This window comes from Haematobacter genomosp. 1 (genome assembly GCF_002196855.1).
GTDB lineage: Bacteria > Pseudomonadota > Alphaproteobacteria > Rhodobacterales > Rhodobacteraceae > Haematobacter.
Map to the genome: position 1 here is coordinate 1 of NZ_NIPW01000051.1, position 18,812 is coordinate 18,812.

18 protein-coding genes and 3 pseudogenes are annotated in these 18,812 nt (G+C 61.8%); 11 read left to right on the forward strand and 10 right to left on the reverse strand.

Annotation, left to right across the window (positions count from 1 at the left end; translation table 11 throughout):
* Positions 1 to 283: LysR family transcriptional regulator (locus CDV49_RS21140; protein ID WP_218822007.1), on the reverse strand; the 283-nt coding region annotated here is incomplete at its 3' end.
* 90 nt (positions 284 to 373) lie between these two features.
* Between CDV49_RS21140 and CDV49_RS18580 the strand changes: the two genes are divergently transcribed.
* The 8 genes and pseudogenes from CDV49_RS18580 to CDV49_RS18615 form a co-directional block, all read left to right on the forward strand.
* Positions 374 to 1,186, forward strand: a complete 813-nt coding sequence (locus tag CDV49_RS18580; RefSeq protein WP_218822008.1) for an amino acid ABC transporter ATP-binding protein — start codon at positions 374 to 376, stop codon at positions 1,184 to 1,186.
* 46 nt (positions 1,187 to 1,232) lie between these two features.
* The gene (locus CDV49_RS18585; protein WP_088216812.1) at positions 1,233 to 2,039 is read left to right on the forward strand and encodes an ABC transporter substrate-binding protein; all 807 of its coding nucleotides are present in this window, start codon (positions 1,233 to 1,235) and stop codon (positions 2,037 to 2,039) included.
* Positions 2,040 to 2,111: 72 nt separating this feature from the next.
* Complete coding sequence (locus CDV49_RS18590; protein ID WP_088216813.1) at positions 2,112 to 2,777, forward strand: amino acid ABC transporter permease; 666 nt, start codon at positions 2,112 to 2,114, stop codon at positions 2,775 to 2,777.
* Positions 2,778 to 2,857: 80 nt separating this feature from the next.
* Entirely contained in the window at positions 2,858 to 3,769 is a 912-nt protein-coding gene (locus CDV49_RS18595; protein WP_088216814.1) for an arginase family protein, read from the forward strand.
* On the forward strand, positions 3,766 to 5,019 hold the full coding sequence (locus CDV49_RS18600) for a M20/M25/M40 family metallo-hydrolase (protein ID WP_088216815.1): 1,254 nt from the start codon (positions 3,766 to 3,768) through the stop codon (positions 5,017 to 5,019). Before CDV49_RS18595 ends, CDV49_RS18600 begins: the two co-directional genes overlap by 4 nt.
* 2 nt (positions 5,020 to 5,021) lie before the next feature.
* The gene (locus CDV49_RS18605; RefSeq protein WP_088216816.1) at positions 5,022 to 6,605 is read left to right on the forward strand and encodes a gamma-glutamyltransferase family protein; all 1,584 of its coding nucleotides are present in this window, start codon (positions 5,022 to 5,024) and stop codon (positions 6,603 to 6,605) included.
* A gap of 502 nt (positions 6,606 to 7,107) precedes the next feature.
* Positions 7,108 to 7,395, forward strand: a pseudogene (locus CDV49_RS18610) (transposase); the annotation flags it as partial.
* 280 nt (positions 7,396 to 7,675) lie between these two features.
* Positions 7,676 to 8,129 (forward strand): annotated as a pseudogene (locus CDV49_RS18615) (hypothetical protein); the annotation flags it as partial.
* Here CDV49_RS18615 and CDV49_RS18620 read toward each other — a convergent pair.
* Together CDV49_RS18620 and CDV49_RS18625 are read right to left on the reverse strand one after the other, a co-directional pair.
* Positions 8,126 to 8,548 (reverse strand): FCD domain-containing protein, encoded by a 423-nt coding sequence (locus CDV49_RS18620; RefSeq protein WP_256947405.1) that lies wholly within the window; start codon positions 8,546 to 8,548, stop codon positions 8,126 to 8,128. The pseudogene CDV49_RS18615 and the gene CDV49_RS18620 sit on opposite strands and share 4 nt — an antisense overlap.
* A gap of 85 nt (positions 8,549 to 8,633) precedes the next feature.
* Complete coding sequence (locus CDV49_RS18625) at positions 8,634 to 9,692, reverse strand: cyclase family protein (protein WP_218822009.1); 1,059 nt, start codon at positions 9,690 to 9,692, stop codon at positions 8,634 to 8,636.
* A gap of 505 nt (positions 9,693 to 10,197) precedes the next feature.
* Between CDV49_RS18625 and CDV49_RS18630 the strand changes: the two genes are divergently transcribed.
* Entirely contained in the window at positions 10,198 to 10,791 is a 594-nt protein-coding gene (locus tag CDV49_RS18630; protein WP_088216818.1) for a DUF6088 family protein, read from the forward strand.
* On the forward strand, positions 10,784 to 11,800 hold the full coding sequence (locus CDV49_RS18635; protein WP_088216819.1) for a nucleotidyl transferase AbiEii/AbiGii toxin family protein: 1,017 nt from the start codon (positions 10,784 to 10,786) through the stop codon (positions 11,798 to 11,800). The genes CDV49_RS18630 and CDV49_RS18635 overlap by 8 nt, the downstream gene beginning before the upstream one ends.
* Positions 11,801 to 12,072: 272 nt before the next feature.
* Here CDV49_RS18635 and CDV49_RS20965 read toward each other — a convergent pair whose 3' ends face one another.
* The 5 genes and pseudogenes from CDV49_RS20965 to CDV49_RS18655 all read right to left on the reverse strand — a co-directional run bounded on the left by CDV49_RS20965 (position 12,073) and on the right by CDV49_RS18655 (position 15,204).
* Complete coding sequence (locus CDV49_RS20965) at positions 12,073 to 12,201, reverse strand: hypothetical protein (protein ID WP_256947406.1); 129 nt, start codon at positions 12,199 to 12,201, stop codon at positions 12,073 to 12,075.
* 39 nt (positions 12,202 to 12,240) lie between these two features.
* A pseudogene (locus CDV49_RS20970) lies at positions 12,241 to 12,324 on the reverse strand (IS5/IS1182 family transposase); the annotation flags it as partial.
* A 19-nt stretch (positions 12,325 to 12,343) separates the two neighbouring features.
* Entirely contained in the window at positions 12,344 to 12,673 is a 330-nt protein-coding gene (locus CDV49_RS18645; RefSeq protein WP_088216820.1) for a DUF6968 family protein, read from the reverse strand.
* A gap of 372 nt (positions 12,674 to 13,045) precedes the next feature.
* On the reverse strand, positions 13,046 to 13,948 hold the full coding sequence (locus CDV49_RS18650; protein WP_256947404.1) for a ParB/RepB/Spo0J family partition protein: 903 nt from the start codon (positions 13,946 to 13,948) through the stop codon (positions 13,046 to 13,048).
* 53 nt (positions 13,949 to 14,001) lie between these two features.
* Positions 14,002 to 15,204: an AAA family ATPase gene (locus CDV49_RS18655; protein WP_088216822.1), complete on the reverse strand. Its 1,203-nt coding sequence runs from the start codon at positions 15,202 to 15,204 to the stop codon at positions 14,002 to 14,004.
* Positions 15,205 to 15,760: 556 nt separating this feature from the next.
* Here CDV49_RS18655 and CDV49_RS18660 point away from each other — a divergent pair.
* On the forward strand, positions 15,761 to 16,765 hold the full coding sequence (locus CDV49_RS18660) for a replication initiation protein (RefSeq protein ID WP_088216823.1): 1,005 nt from the start codon (positions 15,761 to 15,763) through the stop codon (positions 16,763 to 16,765).
* Between the two features lie 167 nt (positions 16,766 to 16,932).
* Here CDV49_RS18660 and CDV49_RS18665 read toward each other — a convergent pair whose 3' ends face one another.
* A complete protein-coding gene (locus CDV49_RS18665) occupies positions 16,933 to 18,147 on the reverse strand; it encodes a M28 family peptidase (RefSeq protein WP_088216824.1) in 1,215 nt (404 codons plus the stop codon).
* 1 nt (position 18,148) lies between these two features.
* On the reverse strand, positions 18,149 to 18,812 hold a 664-nt coding region (locus CDV49_RS18670; protein WP_088216825.1), incomplete at its 5' end, for a LysR substrate-binding domain-containing protein.

Consider the following 18,812-nt stretch of genomic DNA (forward strand, 5'->3'; position numbering starts at 1 on the left):
TGTTGCAGGCACGCAGAACGTTTTCCGCCTCCGAAAGAAAAAGCTTGCCGTTCGGCGTCAATACCAGCCCGCCAGACTGTCGCGAAAACAGGTCAAAGCCGAGCGAGCGTTCAAGCCGTGCGATTTGCCCGCTCACCGCAGGTTGGGTCACGCCAAGGATTCGAGCGGCTGCCGTTGACGACCCGTTCCGCACGACCATCACAAAAGACTCGAGTAGCCTAATATCCATGCAGGTGCGCTCAAAATTGTGCAGTTGTGCTGGCGCGCCGGACAGACATGCCATAAAAATTATTTATGAACAAAAATCCAATAGACGCTAGAGAAATCGTCATTTGTAGATCAGTTCTAACAACGGACATAAGGCATACTTACCATGCACTCTGATGCCCCCGAACCGGCAGACGACCGCCACATGTTATGTAAAGGCGCCCTGCCGGATGTGCTGATCGCCGCACGGGGCATCTCGAAAAGCTTTGGACAGGTAGAAGTTCTGCACGATGTCAGTCTTGATGTTCGCGCTGGGGAAGTTGTCTGCGTCATCGGTCCGTCCGGTTCGGGAAAGACAACGCTCCTGCGCTGCATGGCTCTTCTTGAGGAGCCGTCGTCAGGAGAGGTGACGCTCAAGGGGGTTGTGATCTCTGACAGTCGTGGGTCGCGTCAGGCGCGCGCCGCGGCGCGCGCTGTGCGTCCCGAAATCGGGCTGGTGTTTCAGCACTTCAACCTGTGGCCGCATATGACGGTGCTTGGCAACGTGATCGAGGCGCCCATGCGAGTCCGCGGTCTTTCGCGTGAGGCAGCGACCACACTGGCGATGGATCTGTTGCGAAAGGTCGGTCTGGAGGACAAGGCCGACCGCTATCCTGCACGGCTTTCAGGCGGGCAACAGCAACGCGTGGCAATCGCGCGCGCGTTGGCAATGCAGCCCTCCGTCCTGATGTTCGACGAAGCCACGTCGGCGCTCGACCCCGAACTGCGTCAGGAAGTTCTGCAGGTGATGCGCGATCTGGCACGTGAAGGCATGACCATGCTGGTCGTGACCCATGAAATGGGCTTCGCGCGGAATGTCGGGGATCGGCTGGTCTTCATGGATCAGGGCCGCATCGTCGAAGACACCCAACCCGAAACCTTCTTCACCAACCCCAGATCCGAGCGTGCCGCGCGCTTCCTTCGTCAGATCCAGGATTGAAGGATCGCCCTCGAATCCAACTATCGACCAAACTTACGGGACCCTCATGAAACTCTCACTGTTCTCGACGGTGCCGGCACTGGTGCTGGCACTGGGTACCTCCGTCGTCGCACCGAATGCTGCTGCGGCTCAGGAATCGCGTCTGATCGAAGTTACGAAATCAGGCACGCTGCGCGTCTGTCAGTATCCGATGTACTATTCCATCTCGTTCCGTGATCCGGCCACCGGCGAGATTACCGGCATTGATGCCGATCTGTCGAAAGAACTCGCCAAGGAACTGGGTGTCGAGCTTGAGATCGTCGAGAGCGCGTTCGGCACCTTCATCGCCGACATTCAAGCGAACAAGTGTGACATCGGCATGTTCGGCATCGGCGCGACGCTCAAGCGCGCACAGGCCGTCGAATTCTCCAAACCTTACCTGAAGAGTTCGATCTATGCGATCGCCCGTGCCGACGGCCCGATCAACACTTGGGCGGACATCGACCAGCCGGGTAGAACGGCCGTGACCACGCTCGGCTCCTATGTCGAGCCGTTCATGCGCGGCTACCTGAAGGAAGCCAAGCTCGAGGCGATCTCTCCTCCTGCGACACGGGAGGGCGAACTGATCGCGGGACGCGCCGATGTGGTGATGTCGGACTACCCCACCGCGATCAAGGTGCAGGCCGAATTCGACTGGGCTAAGATCATCACGCCGGACCAACCGCTCAGCGTGACGCCCTATGCCTATGTCGTTCCCCAGGGCGACCAGATCTGGCTGAATTACATCAACCTGTTCATCGACACGATTAAGCTCGACGGGCGACTTGACGCTTTCGCGGCCAAACACGGTCTGACCGAAATCGTCGCGGAATAATGCCGCAACCGGTGTGGCGGTGGTAATCCGCCGCGCCGGTTCCTTGCCCGAAGCTATCTCCCGGAGCCCTCCATGTTCACCTACAGCTTCCGTTGGGACATCATCCCCGCCAACTTCAGTTTCCTGATGTCCGGACTTCAGAGCACGCTGGTGATCTCGGGTCTCACGCTCGTGCTTGCGCTGCTGGGCGGGCTGGTCATCGCAGTCATGGACATGTCCCGCTTCCGTCCGTTGCGGTGGCTGGGTCTCGCCATTGGCGAAGTCATCCGCAATACACCGATTCTGGTGCAGTTGCTCTGGGTGTACTACGTGTTGCCCATCGTCTTCGGTATCAACCTGAACGCGTGGACCGCGCTCATCATCGGGTTGAGCGTCTATTCCTCCGCCTTTATCGCCGAAACGTATCGTTCGGGCATTCAGGCGGTGCCGAAGGGGCAGCTCGAGGCGGCGCGCGTCGTTGGACTGAGCGATGTGCAGACTTTCTCCCGGATCATCCTGCCACAGGCGATCCGCATGACGCTGCCGGCACTGGCCGCGAATTTCGTGCAACTCATCAAGTATTCGTCGCTTGGGGCGGTGATCTCGGTGACGGAGATCACGCGTCGCGGGATGGAGTTGTCCTCCTCCACCTTCCGTCCACTGGAAATATTCACCTTCGTTGCCGTAGTCTACTTCTGCATCTGCTGGCCGCTTGCCATGGGCATCCGGCTCTGGGAACGCAGGCTGGCCAGCAAGTAGGCCCCAGTTTCCCCTGACCCCGCTGGGCCCGCTCTCTGCCTGCCCGGCATTCGGCATCCGACCGCATTCCCGAGATCATCATGACCCTGACGACCCAAGCTCCGCGCACCTTCATGGGCGTGCCCTTCAGCCAAGACCCTCAGGGCGCGCGGGCTGCAATCCTTGGCGTTCCGTTCGATTGCGGGATCCATCCCTTTCGTATCGGATCGCGTCAGGGGCCCGATGCGATCCGTGAGGAGAGCCTGCTGCTGCGGCCGTTTCACCCCGAGCGTGGCGATATCAACCTGATCGATGCGCTTGGCCTTGTTGATTGCGGAAATGTCCGCCTGACCCCTTCGCGCATCAAGGCCGCGTTCGAGGCCACGGAACGCGCCGCGCTCAGCATCATCGATGCCGGTGCGATACCTATGGGCTTCGGTGGCGACGGATCGATTTCATTGCCGCTGGTTCGTGCGGCTGGCCAGCGGCATCCGGGAATGTGTGTGATCCACATTGACAGCCACACCGACGCCTACCGACCGGATCCTGACCATCCGCTCGATCCGTCCACGCAGTATACCTTCGCAGCGCTAGAGCAGCGGGTTTCCACGGCGCTGTCGTGGCATGTCGGGCTGCGTGGCACCACAATGGTTGGTGGAGTGCACGACTACGGCCGCGAATTGGGCTACAACCTTGTCACGCTGCGCGAACTGCTGCACCGCGGCCCGGAAACGGTCGTCGCCGAAATAAGGGCGATGATCGGTCAACGGCCGGTGTATTTTTCCTTCGACATGGACGTGTTCGATCCGTCTTGTGCGCCCGGCGTCGCCACTCCCGTCTGGGGCGGGCTGTCCGCACGCGAAGGACTTGACCTCATCCGGCTGTTCGAAGGGTTCAATATCGTCGGCGCGGACGTAAATACCGTATCCCCGCCCCATGACCTGAAGGGCATGACCGCCTTCCTCGCGGCGGCGGTCACCTGTGAAATCCTTCTGCTGCTGTTGCCCGAATGAGTGGACCCGACAACCTTCTGACCCGTGCCGAGGCACTGACGCCACGCCTGATCGAGGCCACGAAAGCCCTCGTTGCCAATCCCTCGGAAACGCCGCCCTCGGACACCCGCGCCATCGTGGATCTGGCAGGGGAAATCGCGTTGTCGTTCGGCGCGGACCTGATGATCCAGCATGAACGAGAAACGCCAGTCCGCAATCTCATCCTGCGCTGGTGCGGTGGACGCGAGGCTCCGAGATTGATCATCTCCTGTCATATCGACACCTATCCCGTGGGCGATCCGGCCGAATGGTTACGCGCTCCGTTCGGCGAGATCGACGGTGGCCGCTTCTACGGTCGCGGCAGTGCCGATATGAAGGGCGGGATCGCCGCGTCGTTGGGAGCGATGGCGATCCTGGCCGAGATTGCCCCCGAGATTGCCGCGCAGACCGCGCTGGTGCTTGCCGGTGACGAAGAGGCGATGGCTGAGCGTGGAACGGGCTTTCTGATTGAGGACTTCCCCGATTGGGCCGGTGCCGCGACCATCGTGCCGGATGTCGGCTCACCCCGGATCATACGCACGGGCGAAAAGGGGATGCTCTGGCTCGACATCGAGGTGACCGGAAAGGCGGCGCATTCGGCGCATAAGCATCTGGGCGAAAACGCCATTGTGCGGCTGATGTCTATCCTTGACGCATTGAAGGAGCTTGAGACGATAGAGACGCCGTGCGATCATCCGGCGCGCGGAACGATCACCGCGGCAGAACCGCATGTCACCTCCCCCGCAGGTGTCGGTGAGGCGGCGGCGTTGAATGGGCTGACGGTGAATATCGGGCGGATCGAAGGCGGAACGTCACCCAATCTCGTCGCGGCGCGGGCCAGGGCGGAGCTTGATCTGCGCTTGCCGCAGGGCGTCAGCTGTGCGGAAATCCTTGCGCGGATCGAAGCCATCCTTGCGCCCCACGGACCGGCGGTCCGCATGGCCGTCACCCGGCGCTATGAGCCGAATTTCACCCCGCAGGATCGCCCGATTGTCGCGGCGGCGCTCGCCGCATCCGCAGCGGTCAGAAAAGCACCCGCTTGGCCCAACCTGCGGATCGGCGCTTCGGACGCGCGGCTTTGGCGTCGCGCGGGGTTCGACTGCGTGGTCTGCGGGCTGAGCGCCTACAATCTAGGCGGCGCGGACGAAAATTTCGAAATGGCTGAACTGCCCGTGCTGACCGCAATACTTGTCCAGACAGCGTTGAATCTTTTTACACCCGTGGAGGCCTGACCATGCGCGAGACCCCGATGAGCTATGGCGGCATGGTGACGGCACCGCACCATCTCGCCTCTCAGGCCGGTCGCTACGTGCTGGAGCAGGGCGGTACGGCGATCGAAGCGACGATCGCCATGGCCGCGGCGTTGGCTGTCGTTTATCCGCATATGACCGGGCTTGGGGGTGACGGATTCTGGCTGGTCGCGCATAAGGGCGAGGCGCCGCGCGGCATTGATGCTTCAGGTACTGCGGTCGGGGCGGCAACACTGGATCGCTACGCGGGGCTGGACGTGATCCCGCAGCGCGGCGTGATGGCTGCGAACACCGTGGCGGGGACGGTAGGGGGCTGGCAGCTGGCGCGCGAGATCAGCGGCGAACGGCATCAGCCGCTGCCGCTGCGAACCCTTCTGGCTCCGGCCATCCAGTATGCCACGGACGGCTTTGCCGTCTCGCGCTCGCAGGAGGAACTGACGCGCACCCATCTTGGGGTCTTGGCGCCGGTACCGGGTTTCTCCCGAACCTATCTCGATGCCGGAGCGGTGCCGCGGATCGGCACGCGGATGCGGATGCCCCGGCTGGCCGATACGCTCGAAACCCTGGCCGAAGAGGGTCTTGATGGCTTCTATCGCGGCAGGCTTGCCGAACGGATTTCCCGCGACATGGCCGGGGTCGGCGGAATGGTCACGGTCGACGATCTGGCAGGCTGGCACGCGTGCGAGGTCACCCCGCTCAGCGTCGCGATGCGCGACGGCAGCCGCCTCTACAATCTGCCCGCGCCAACACAGGGCATGGCTTCCCTTGCCATCCTCGGGGTTTCCGACCGTCTGGAGCAGGGAGCCTCGGAAAGCTTCACGCAGGTTCACGGCCTGATCGAGGCGACGAAACGCGCGTTCATCCAACGCGATGCGCTTATCGGTTCACCGGAGCTTTCCGGAGATCTGGCCGGACCGCTCCAGATCAGCGCGTTGTCGGCAGAGGCCGCAAAGATCGACATGATGCGGGCTGCACCATGGCCGCATCGGGCCGAGCCCGGCGATACGATCTGGTGCGGGGCGGTGGATAGCCACGGCACGATGGTCAGCTTCATCCAGTCGATCTTCTTCGAATTCGGCTCGGGCGTGGTGCTTGGGGAAACCGGTCTCACATGGCAGAACCGCGGCAGTTCGTTTCAGCTGGGGTCGGGTGGTCCGCGCGGACTGGCGCCGGGGCGCAAGCCGTTCCACACGCTCAACCCCGCATTTGCCGACCTCGCCTGCGGACGGCGGATGAGCTACGGCACGATGGGCGGCGAAGGTCAGCCGCAGACCCAGGCGGTCGTGTTCTCTCGCCATGTTCGCCATGGGGTCGGATTGCAGGAAGCCATTACACGCCCGCGTTGGTTGCTGGGTCGCACTTGGGGCACGGTGGCAACGAACCTCAAGGTCGAGGCGGACTTGGGTGACGAACTTATCGCCGCACTGCGCGCTGCTGGCCATGATCTGGAGATCGTTCCGCCGCATTCCGGCATGATGGGTCATGCCGGTGCTCTCGTCCTCCACCCCGATGGGCTGATCGAAGGCGCGACCGACCCGCGTTCCGACGGAGCAGTTGTCGCAATTTGACAACGTATTGCAATAGAGCGGGAGACTGTTCGACCCAATGCACAAGTTGCTGAACGTCTCAGCCCGGTCGACCTGCGAATCTGCATTCATTTCGATAAGTGTCCCTTATCGGGAACGATGTGGAGTCTTATTGAAGGCTGAGGTAGTGCGCAGAAACCTTCGATATTGCCTCTGTTGGGGAGGAGTATATGGCGCTATTGGCGCAGATGCGTGGTCGCGCCAGAAGAACTGACCGCAGAAAACCTGCCGAAGCCGGCGGATGATACGCAAGTTCCTCAGGGCGCGAATTTTACCAGACGCCTCTCGTCACCCGCGATGATACAGGCAAAAACAGACCCGTATCCGGCGTAAGGCGAGAGACATGGTACGACAGGCGATCAGTCCGATATATCTTCCCGCGGGGGGCCCAAGTGGCACGCGGCTGTTGCGCCAGAACGACTTCGTCGAGGCGGATATTCAGGCGCTGGTGCGCTGGCAAGGACACTGCACCTCGCGCGACCTGTCGGCCTGGCTTGGCCTGACGCCGAAACCACATTCGAGCGGCGGCAAGGAGAAGCTCGGGCGGATTTCCAAGATGGGGAACCGATATCTGCGGCGGCTGCTCTATCTCGGCGCAATGGGGGTCATCACGGCCCGGCGGCGAGGCCCGCCCGGAGAAGACTGGCTATGGCAGCAGCTGCAGCGCAAGACCGCGAAACAGGCCGCGATCGCTCTGGCGAACCGGATGGCGAGAACCGTTTGGGCTCTGCTGCGAAACGGGACCAGCTACGAGGCGGCACGCGCCGCTTGAGAACCAGGGGCGGCCAGCCCCGGACGAGACGGTAAGGTGCAAGGTGGGATGATGGCCCTCTGACGGACATACTGCCGACATACCCTGTTCGGACCGGAGCGCGGGCACAAGCGCGTGCCATTGATCGGGACCCAAAGCGGTGACGCGAACTTTCATCAGCGCGCAGCCATCGTGCTGCAGACAGATGCCGAATAAATGGCCGCAACCAACCAGAAGCCAGACACTCACGAAAGGCCCTTGCCCCGCGGGAGCCATCCATAAATGGTCCGAGAGACAAGGGGGAATCCAGTTCGCAGAGCAGCCGCGGAACCGGAACACCGTCTACTCCCGCCCGATGCGCTTCGACATGATTTGCGCGGCAAACGGCATCGAACACCGGCTGACCAAGCCCAACCATCCCTGACCAACGGTCAGGTCGAGGGCATGAACCGCACGATCAAGGAGGGTGAAGCGGATCAGAAAACGATCCGGGGGATCGTTTTCCCGCTGAACGTCAAACGCTTCCCCTACGAAACCAATGACCAGCTGCGGACGCATCTTGCGGACTTCATCTTGCGTCGGGGCCGACAGTCCGCTGGACTGTCATTTGATCCCTCCTCACCTACAACTTCGCGCGCAGGCTCAAGACGCTCGGGGGGCTCACCCCATACGAATACATCTGCAAGAGCTGGACTTCAGAGCCTGACAGATTCATCCTAAACCCAATCCACCAGATGCCGGGACTGAACAACTAGGTGGGAGCGAAGATGTGGTCCGGCATTGCACTCAGAAAAATGCGGGTCGCTTGGAAATGTGCGGACACGGCCTCAGCAGCGGCGTCTGCGCGAGCGTCCACGATGGCTTGGGCGATGGCCAGATAGTCTGCCGCATGGGCAAAGGGATGTTCAATGGCAAGATGCGGGGCGACTTGGGCGCGCAAAAGCTCGGCCCGGATGAAGGGCACCGCCCGGATCAATTCTGAGTTCCCTGACGCTTCAAGAAGCCGGACATAAAAAACATTGCGCAGGGCATGGCCCGACGGGCCGATTCTGGATTTCGCTGAGACCGACGGGCGCAGATCGCCAAGCTGGACTGCGATTTGCAACAGCGGGGTCTTGCTGGTGGCCGATTGCGTCGCAAGGCGCGCCGCCAGGATGACCAACTGTTCCAGCACCTCCAACAGGTCAACGATCTCTGCGCGAGTCAGGTGACATATAGAGGCGCCCCGAAAGCGCTGGATTGATACCAGACCTTGCCCCTCAAGCTGGCGCAGCGCCTCGCCTCAGCGGCGGCGCGGTAAGCAGGAAATGGTGTCGTCCCCGCGCCGCCAGCCACTCCGCCAGCGGCGTCATGTGCCAGAGTTCACCCAGATGGATGCCCAATCGGAACAGGCACAGGTTATTGAGCCGCAGGATCGAGCAGCAGGGGTTCGGCAGATCGGCCGGAAAACTCTCAACGGCATAGTTGTCGCTGGCGATGACCGAGATGCCGCTGTCGCGGATCCAGTCCTGCAAGGTCCGATCACCCCCGTCGAGAACCGCACAGCTGCTGTGGATGACGGCCGGATCGGGGTTTTGACGCATGTCGAGGATCATGTCCGCCAGGCCGGTGTGCAGGCACAACATGTCGCCCGGTGCCACCTCGATACCGTCCGCCATGATTACCTGCATCAGCAGGTCGTGGCCCACGACGGTGCGCGCATCGCCGAAATGGCGCCGCAGGTCGATCATCGTGCCGCGCCCCTGCACGCCGGTGGCGGCCATGTTCTCGATCCCCAGCGCCCGGGCCCCCGAGGTGCTGTGCAGCGCGATCCTGCCCTGCAGGCCGCAATCCTCGATCCGGGTCGGGGCGATCACATCCGTCCCGGCGCGGAAGCCGTTGTAGTAGACCGGCAAGGGGTTTTCATCGTCCATCACGTCAAAGACGGCTCCGACGTGGCACAGCCCGTCCCACTGGGTCGAATACTGCAGGTGCAGGATCGCCAGATCATCCGACAACACGTCGTGCGAATGGGCGTTCTGCGCGCTGTAGACGTAGTTCATGTTCACGCCGCCGTTGCGCAGACTGGGGCGCAGGATCGGCGGATGACGGTTGGCGTTCATCGCGTTGCCGCCGGGATAGTCCAGTGGCAGGCTGAGGCAAAAGCTCTGCCCCTCTCGCACTTCGGCCACTGCCGCGCGCACGCGTTCGGGTGTCAGCAGGTTCAGGCGGCCCTTCTGGTCGTCGGGACCGAAATCCCCCCAGTTCGAACCCGCGGGCCGTTTCTTCCAGCGTTCCGTTGTCAGTGCACATTCCTCCCTGCTCGCGGCGCAGGGCATCGCGAGGTATCAACTGCGCAGTGCCGGTCCGCTCCTCCCGAAGGAAAGAGTCGCGCCTGGGCGAATGCATTCTCCTGTCTGGCTGTAGACGACGCTTCTCCTCAGTAGCGCCGGTCATCGCACCAGAAGGAGATCGGAAACCTTCGTACCGATCAACCACCTCATCGGGCCACCTATGGAAAAGAGCTTTTTAGTACCGCTGTGCGGAACTTACCTATCCCGCGTGTAATGAACGGGTTTTTTGGCCCGCTAACAGGGAATTGGATTGCGGGCTGCAACCGCCTTGCGGTCCCAGTCGCATCAGGCGGTACCGCCGTGGCGCGGTCTAGAGTGGAGTCACGCAACCACTCTGAGCGATGGCGTCCCAACTCGTTCTCTAATCGCCTTAGCCAAGTGCTGACCTGCGTTTCATCCTGCGCGTTGAGCTCTGTGGTTCGGCTTGCTCTCTCGTGGACCTCTTGAAAACTGTCAGAAACTCGCATATTTTTCCGACAGGAGAAACGCGATGACACGGTTGACCGAACAGATTTTGTCGCATGCGACGGGCTTGCCCGAAGGCGCCCCCGTGTCCGCCAAGAACCTGCTTCACCTCGGAAACCGAGCGGCCTTGGATCAGGCGTTGTCTCGCCTGACGGAGCGCGGGCAGCTCATCCGCGCCGGTCGTGGCGTCTATCTGCGTCCCATCGCCAGCCGGTTCGGCACGCGCACGCCTTCGGTCGAGCAGGCTGTCGAGGCCCTTGCAACCCAAAAGGGAGAGATTATCGTCTCGAACGGTCTCGCCGCGGCGAACGCCCTTGGCTTGACGACGCAGGTGCCCGTCCGCTCGGTCTATCTGACCTCCGGGCGCAACCGAAAGATGCACCTCGGCAAGCAGGTCGTGGAATTGCGGCACGCGCCGCGCTGGCAATTGGCCCTGGCCAACCGGCCGGCAGGGGAGGCTGTCCGGGCGCTCGCGTGGCTCGGCCCGGAGAAAGCAGAAGCGGCACTCAAGATGTTGAAGCGGAAGATGCCGCCCGGCGTGTTTGGCGAACTTGTCGCCGCTGCTCCGCAGCTTCCGACATGGCTCGCGCAGAGCGTCGGAAAGGCAGCGTATGGCTGACGTTTTTCTCCAGCTTTCAGCCGAGGACCGGCGCGACGCGCTGGGTGTCGCGGCCGACCGTTCGGGCCGTCCCACCCATCTTCTCGAAAAGGATGTGTGGGTGGTGTGGGCGCTGGCGACCCTCTACGCCGCGCCGCTCGGCGAACATCTGGTGTTCAAGGGCGGCACGTCGTTGTCGAAAGCCTATCACGTCATTCGCCGGTTTTCGGAGGACGTTGATCTGACCTACGACATTCGGGCGATTGCGCCCGATCTGGTCGGGGACAATGGCGAGGGTCTGCCGGAAACGCGAAGCGAGGAAAAGCGCTGGTCCAGCGAGGTCCGTCGGCGGTTGCCGGGATGGGTCGCGGAAACCGTACAGCCCGTGATCGCAAACGCACTGGCTGCCGAAGGTCTGGCGGCGGCCCTCCGCGTCGAGGATGACAAACTCTTCATCGACTATGAGGCAACCGCGGCGGGGTCCGGCTATGTTGCGCCCAGCGTGATGCTGGAGTTCGGCGCCCGCTCGACGGGCGAGCCGGCGGGTCTGCGCGATGTGTCCTGCGACGCTGCTAGCCAGATCGATGGACTGATATTCCCGACGGCGCGGCCGCGCGTCATGCATGCGGAACGGACCTTCTGGGAGAAGGCGACCGCCATCCATGTCTTCTGCCTTCAGGAGCGGCTGCGCGGCGAACGCTTCGCACGACACTGGCACGATGTTGTCCGGCTGGATGAAGCCGGCTTCGCGAAATCTGCTTTCGCCGATCGTGAACTGGCGAACGCTGTCGCTCGGCACAAGTCGATGTTCTTCACGGAGAAGGCCGCCGACCGCACGCCGATCGACTATGCAGCGACTGTCAGCGGCGGCTTGCAGCTCGTGCCGGTCGGCGATGGTGCGAAGGCGCTGAAGGACGACTATGCCCGCATGGTCGAGGATGGGCTGCTCTTCGATGATGCAGAGCCGTTCGAGGTGCTCATGGCGCGATGCGCCGATATTGCCGCGCGCGCAAACAGCGCAGCCGTATAAGCAACTGGCGCATCGGGCGGTATATGTGCGAAGTCGAAGAGGAGCGAAAATTCCAGTTTCTGCGGAACGGCGATGCTGATCCATGGGGACTAGACTGAAACAGCCGGATCTCCACCCAATTGGCTGGCTCTGGAGCTACGTAGGGCTATGCCTTGCAGCAGCCCCACACGGGCACACGACGGATGGTCTTAGGGAAGACCTTGAAGAGACGAGCGATCTCCGGAAGCGAACGGTTCTCCACGTCCCGCATCCGAGCCACTTCTGTCCGCTGCTCAGACGAAAGCGCCGGAGGTCGTCCGCCGACGCGTCCTCACCGGCGTGCGGCCTCCCCCCTCTTTGGTTCTCTCCACGATCCTCTCCCGTTCGAACTGGGAGATAAATGCAAAGACATGAAAAACCAAGCGGCCCGTAGGGATGGTCGTGTTGATGTCTTCGGCAGCGACGCGGGATACGCCTCTCGGCTTATTGGGCAAGATCGGCTCAATCACTCGCCACTCAAAGTCGGTCAGGTCATATCGGCTCATGCCGACGCTGAATCAGAATCTAAGCAGGCTGAAAAGGCTTATGGCTGTGGCGGCGGATCGTATAACGGCCCAACGCTCCAAGTGGGCGCAAGATCAAGATCAGCCTGATCACACCCAGTAAGCCGCCCGGCCTTATAAGCATCGCTCTCAATAAGGTCCGCAGGGCCAGCATCAGTGCCTGGAGACCATCTTCCCCGCATGCATACCTGCGAACCTCTCGCTCCAGCCATCCTATGGCATAACGGCACTGGAACTCGCCTCCGGGTGCCTTTGATGGCGTAAAAAAGCGGACAATCAACTGTACGCCATCAAGCTCGAACCTGCGTTCCACAAATGGCGTTTCGATCATCAGCCCTCCTTCACTGCAGACGGGTCTGAAACAGGACTGGGGAATCGGCAACTTTTAGGAGTTCACAGCAAAGTTCGGGGCGCTTTCGTACGGAGCCTAGGATAGCGGCCCCCCGGGGGGCGCATGCGTTATGAGCGGGCACCCTACGCACGTTCTGCCGTCGACGCCCGGCTCCGGATCGAAAATCTCTTTGCCAAATATAGCTGCGAACGTGGCCCGCAACTTTCGCCCTTCTTCAGAAAGCGGCACTTCAGCGGCTCGACCGTCATCTGCGGATTCCCCGGGGCGTCGACATTTGCAGCGGCGACCCCGGCGGATACATCTGGCCTCGCTCCCTACCTCCCCACTCCGCGAAATTGCCAATTGGCAATTTCACCCTTTGGTGTAGCGGTGGGCCAACATCTGGTCCAGCGCCGCGCGCAATCCCGCCTCCGTCAGGGAGGGCGAAAACTCCAGCGTGATCTTGCGGGCCGTCTCGACCATTTTCACCCCGCTTTCATGAGGGTTGCGGCGAAAGATCAGCGGCTCCGGCGGAACTTTCGGTGGGCGACCAGCAGCTTTCAGACGGTTAATGACCTCTGGCGCCGGAACTGCCACCCCCTGCCCTTTCGCGGCCTCCAGGACCGCTGCCTCTGCCAGAACCCGCGCCTCAGCCTCCGGCTCAGCCAGCAGAGGCCTCAACGCGCGGGCGTGCAACTCTTTGATGTCACGCAAGGATCCGAAAGCCCGTACGATCGCATCCGGCAGGCGCGCCAGTTGCAGATAGCGCGAAAGCCACCCCTCCGAAACCTCGAGCCGCTCAGCCATCGCTTTCTGCCGTCCACCGTAGTAGAGGTTCAGCGCCTGCGCATAGTCCCGCGCGCGTTCAAAATCCGACAGGTCCTCGCGGTCGCGGTTCTCGATGTCGGCCAAGCGGAAGGCTTCTTCGTCGGAGAGGTCGCGCACCTCGACCAGATAGCGGAAATTCGGGTAGTTGTTGGCCCGCAACCAAGAAATCGCGAAATGCCGCCGCGCGCCACAGATCACCTCATAGCGGCCGTCATCCAGACTGCGAACGATGGCGGGAAACTCCTGCTGGCCCTGGGCGCGGATGGAATCGATCAGGTCGCGACAATTTTCCGCGGTCAGCAAGTCGTAGGCGCGGTTGTGGCGCGCCCACATCACGCATTGGGCTGGATCAACCCAGCGAAGAACCTTTTCCTCCCTCTCCGACATCTCGCCCAAGGTATGCGCACGCTTGAGGAACCGGGCGCTGGACCGGTCCGCGGCCGTCACCCCTGCCCCGATGTCTTTCAGCACGTCGTCGAAAACGGCGTCATGGCGCTTGCTCATAGCAGCCCCTCCTTGCGCAGGCTCTGATGGTGGCTGGGCCAAGTCTTGCGAGCCAGAAGCTCCACCTCCCGACCCAGCAGGTCCAGATAGGCCCGGCAGCGCCGATGGGTCTCCGTCCGCGTGGCCGGGCCGGTCATCTCATAGACTGTGGCCAGGTTGGCAGTGGCATTGTCGATCTCCGCGCTGTCCTTCAGCACGGCGCTCAGCATGTCCTGCGGAAAAACTGCATCCATCATTCGCTTGATCGCCTGGTGAGCCGATTTCTGATCATTCATCTTTGTGGTCAGAATCTTGACGAAACTGTATTCCCGCGCGCCCCCGTGCTGGGCCAGTTCGTAAAGCGTCGCCTCCATCATCTTCAGGAAGTGCGAGGTGGAGGCGAAGTCGATGTTGCTGGGCGGCGTCGGCACCACCAAGGCATTCGCCGCCCGCAGTACTGAAAGCGAGATCATGCCAAGCGCCGGCGGCGGATCCAGCAGAACGATGTCGAACTGGTCGGCGATGCTTTCCACGCCTTCGCGCAGCCGGTCGAGGATGAACCCCTGTTCGCGCGCCATCCGCGCCGCGAATTCATATTCCGCATCATAAAGCCCAAGGTTGGCCGGGATGATCGCCAGCCCTGGCCAGTAGGTCGCCCGCAGCGCATAATGCAGCGTCTTCGGCCCGCCGTGGCGGAAGAAGGGATAGAGCGTATCCTCCTCCTCATCGATATCCACATCGGGGTTCAGCCCGAAGATGGCGGTGGTTGACGCCTGGCTGTCGCAGTCGATGACACAGACGCGATAGCCCTTCAGCGCGAAATACTGCGCCAGATGCGTCACCACCGTGCTCTTGCCGACGCCGCCCTTGAAGTTCTGGATGGCCAGGACTAGCGGTGGATCGTCGGGCCCGCGATGGGGCAGTGTGCCGAACACCTCCCGCATCTGGTTGACCTGTGCCAACGTATAGCCCTGACGGCGCCCGGTGGCGGCATGCTTGGCGGGCTCCGGCAGCCGGCCGTCAGCCTCGGCGGCGCGGATGGCCTTCTCCGTCCGTCCGACCATTTCGGAAGCCGCGCGCACGTTGAATTGCAGGTCGAGCTGCTTGCGGGTTTCCGGAGCAAAAACCCTTTCGCGCAGCCGCTCGATGACGTGCGAGGCGCTTCGGCTCAACTGGCTGAGGTCGTCGAGGGCAATCGGCGGCAGGCCTAGGCTGCTCATGATGGTTCCGCTGTGGTTTTCACCAACATGCTTCATTGTGGCCATTTGGTAAAGTTCGGATGTGCGGGCACTTCTCGGAGAATAACGGGAAGTCGCGCAGTCTGCCGCTTATCCCAATACGTAAGGTTTTCGCTGCAGATGAGGCCGCATTCTTTTGTGGGCGATTCGGTTCCAGTGTCCAGATGCGGTGCTTTTCTTGTTTGGTGACCTTCCAAGCTCTGTTCTGGATTCTTAATAATTCAAGATTCTCATGGCCGTGTTTCTTGATTTTACTAGATTATTTTTCATACGCGTTACTTTCTGGGTGGGTTTGCGATACCTCTCGGGTGGTCTGGACTTACGTCTTGGATGGCATGTTCTTACATTCCGGGTGCAAGAATCAGTGTCAAAATCCGTCGAAAAAATGATTTTGTAGCAATGGGTTGAATGGCGGCTGCAAGTCAGGCCACGGTAGATGCCTTACATTTCGGGTGGATGACAGGAAAACCGGCCTTGACGGGCGGAAAGCTTACGGAGATCATTATACAAAAGTAAGAGAACGCGAGTAAGCGGCGCGATGGCGGAAAAATCCTATAAGACGTTGGACGCTAAGCCCAACACCGAAAGTTTAATCAAGCCCGGCGAGCTGGTCGATCTGGTCGAGGTGACGCCGCTGACGCTGACCGACCGGCGCATCTACAACCAGCTTTTGGAAAACGCTTGGGAGGCGATCGACAAGCCTGTAACCCATGTCATCTCCAAGTCGCAGCTGCGTGGCAGCCACAATTCCAACGATCGGATTGGTGAGAGCATCGAGCGGCTGATGTCCGCCATTGTCAAGGTTTCTGTCAACTGGGACGGCGAGGCTGCGATCGAGCGGGTTCAGCTTCTGGGCGGCAACATCGAAGGGCTGCGCCGCGATGGGCTGATGGAATACGAAATCCCGCCGCGGCTGCGCAAGATCATCGCCAACAGCCAAGTTTTCGCGCGGCTCCAGCGGGAGGTGATGTTCGCGCTGTCGTCGAAATACGCGCTGACGCTTTACGAAATGGTGCAGAAACGCGGAAACCTGCGCTGGAAAGCGTCGGAGCGGTTCACTCTGGACGCCATGCGCGGGATCCTCGGGGTGCCGAAGGGCAAACTCACCTCTTGGTCCAATCTGAAGCTGCGGGCCATCGACCCAGCGGTGCAGGAAGTCTCGGCGCTGTCGGATTTCATGGTGGAGATCCAGCCGATCAAGACCGGCCGCTCCGTCAGCCATGTGGAAATGCGCTGGTGGCGGAAATCGGGGGATACGACGGCCGCCGATCGGGCGTTGCAGTTTTCCAAGATGGGCCGCAAGGCGCGTGCGGATGCTGTGGTGGAAACGCCGGTGCCGCCGCGCCCCGAATGGGTCGCCCGAAGCGGATCGCCGCTGAAGACCGAGACCTATGAGACGGCGCGGCTGCGCCATCCGGGCTATGATATCTATTTCGTCGAATCAGAATGGCGCGCTTGGGCCGAGGGCAGGGGGCCTGTCCGAGACGCCGATCGCGCCTATCTCGCCTTCTTCCGCAGCTATGCCGAGGCTAATCCGATCTGAATTGCCAATTGGCAATTTGCGCTACGAATGCCTCCTGCGCCGCCGCGGACCGCCGCGAACGTCTAGGCGGCCGTCACTCGACCCGGAGCACGCTCTTGATGGTGCGGCGTTTTACTATCCCCGCTCATTGGGGGATTTTCGCCACCCCAAAACGAGCCGAGATTGGGCTACCCATGCATAGCCTGCGAACAAAGCCCAGAGGCTCGCTCAATCACGGCCATAATTGCCCGCTCGGCCCGCGCAAGATCGGGCAAGGAGACAATCTCGCGTCGATCATCCTCGCTCAGGATCGCCATCGCAGTTGACTGCGGGTCATCAAAGCCACCGAAAAGCCGAAATGCCGGAATACCTGCTTGAGCGAAGTTTGCGTGGTCGGAGTTAACCTGCAGCGGTAGATGAACATTCAGCTCCTCACCCACCGTGGCGAAGGCTTCGGTCAGGAAAGGCCCCAGTTTCTCGAAGCCTGAGGTGAGCGCGGTCATCGGACCAGGAACGCCGAGGCTGTCGAGGTTGATGTTCACTGCGATCTCTTCGCGCTCGGCCGCCGAAAGGCCGGCCACATAATTGCGCGACCCCGTCAGGTGCCACTCCTCAAGATTGAAGAAACAGAAACGCAATCTTTGCGAAAGGGCAGGGCGGGCCGAGAACTCTTCGACCAGGGAAAGCAGGATCGCCACTCCCGAGGCATTGTCCAGCGCAGCGTCGCCTGGATCGTGACCGTCGAGGTGGGCTGACAGCAGCACGACAGGGCCGGACGTCGGGCCAAACTCGATGACATGGCTCCGCGCCGTCGCGGGGCGCATCTCGACGCCGAGGCGCAACTTGGCGCGACCAGCCGCGATCATCTTTGCCGCGGTTTCCGGCGCGATCCCGGCTGCAGGGATTCCCTCTCCCGCGCTCATCCCGCTGGACCCTGCGACGGTGCTCCCCGGACGATGCCCGACGACAAGCAAACCCGCCGCCCCGCGATCGACGGCCTCGGTGTATTTGATCCTCCGGTGAACCGTGGTCGCCGAAAACATGCGCTCGTGCTGGACCAAAACGATCCGACCCGCAATTTGGTCGGCATGGGTTGCGAAGTCGTCCGGAGTGCCCCGGCCCAGGTCGAGAACTTCAGCGATCAGGCCGTCCGCGGGAGTCGCGGGAACGTTCAGCAACGCGCAGGCCTTGTGACTTTCGCCGTCGATCTCGACAGACGCATGAAGAGGACGCCAACCAGACCAATTGTCATCCTGTATTCCCACCCGCCCACCGGTGCGGGCGAGATGCGCGCCAAGCCACTCCGATGCCGCGCGTTCGGAGTCCGAGCCGGTGCGCCGCCCGCCAAAGTCACAGATGATGTCGAGATAGCGTGCGAGGCGCGCGGAACGCGAGTTGGTCATCTTAGAGTCCTTCAGTGACAAGGTGATCCTCGAGCAGACCGAGGAACGTATCGACCAGAACCGACTGGGGCCGGTTCGGCATGGAAAGGATGGCGACTTCGTAGGGGATCTCTGGCGTGAAGGGCCGCACCGTGAGGCCCAGCGGCGCAAAATGCCGAGCCGAGAAGGCGTCGACGAGCGAAACGCCCAAGCCCTGGGCCACCATGACGCAGATCGATGCGAAGAAGTCGACCTCGGCAATCGGATTGTAGCAGGCGCCGCCTTCATCAAAGGCGAGACGGACCTGATGCGAGATCAGCCGTTCGGTCGGCATGGCGATGAATGGAACACCGGACAGATCGGCGGGGGAAAGGGCGGGTTTCGCGGCGAGCGGATGATCGAGCGGCAGCACCACCTTCGTGCGCAGCTTCTGGCGTCGGGTCTGCACCCCGGGCATTTCCCGGTTCAGTTCGCAGACGGCGATATCGACGCCGGTACCGGGGAAGAAGCTGAGAATTTCTTCCGAAGTGCGGTTGATCAATTTCAGCCGAACCTGCGGATGAAGTGCAGCGAAGCGCGCGGTGACCGGCGCCATCATGGAAATCGCGGCGGACGGGTGCGCGGCCACCGTCAACGCGCCGAGACCGTTCTCGCGGATGCCATCGCTGACATCGCGCAGCTTGTTG

Bases quoted from the DNA above. Each gene is read 5' to 3' on its own strand.
- CDV49_RS18590 (WP_088216813.1), top strand. From the start codon at position 2,112: ATGTTCACCTACAGCTTCCGTTGGGACATCATCCCCGCCAACTTCAGT.
- CDV49_RS18580 (WP_218822008.1), top strand. From the start codon at position 374: ATGCACTCTGATGCCCCCGAACCGGCAGACGACCGCCACATGTTATGT.
- CDV49_RS18645 (WP_088216820.1), bottom strand. From the start codon at position 12,673: ATGATCGAAACGCCATTTGTGGAACGCAGGTTCGAGCTTGATGGCGTA.
- CDV49_RS18630 (WP_088216818.1), top strand. From the start codon at position 10,198: ATGACACGGTTGACCGAACAGATTTTGTCGCATGCGACGGGCTTGCCC.
- CDV49_RS18625 (WP_218822009.1), bottom strand. From the start codon at position 9,692: ATGCCCTGCGCCGCGAGCAGGGAGGAATGTGCACTGACAACGGAACGC.
- CDV49_RS18635 (WP_088216819.1), top strand. From the start codon at position 10,784: ATGGCTGACGTTTTTCTCCAGCTTTCAGCCGAGGACCGGCGCGACGCG.
- CDV49_RS18655 (WP_088216822.1), bottom strand. From the start codon at position 15,204: ATGAGCAGCCTAGGCCTGCCGCCGATTGCCCTCGACGACCTCAGCCAG.
- CDV49_RS18665 (WP_088216824.1), bottom strand. From the start codon at position 18,147: ATGACCAACTCGCGTTCCGCGCGCCTCGCACGCTATCTCGACATCATC.
- CDV49_RS18605 (WP_088216816.1), top strand. From the start codon at position 5,022: ATGCGCGAGACCCCGATGAGCTATGGCGGCATGGTGACGGCACCGCAC.
- CDV49_RS18595 (WP_088216814.1), top strand. From the start codon at position 2,858: ATGACCCTGACGACCCAAGCTCCGCGCACCTTCATGGGCGTGCCCTTC.
- CDV49_RS18600 (WP_088216815.1), top strand. From the start codon at position 3,766: ATGAGTGGACCCGACAACCTTCTGACCCGTGCCGAGGCACTGACGCCA.
- CDV49_RS18660 (WP_088216823.1), top strand. From the start codon at position 15,761: ATGGCGGAAAAATCCTATAAGACGTTGGACGCTAAGCCCAACACCGAA.
- CDV49_RS18585 (WP_088216812.1), top strand. From the start codon at position 1,233: ATGAAACTCTCACTGTTCTCGACGGTGCCGGCACTGGTGCTGGCACTG.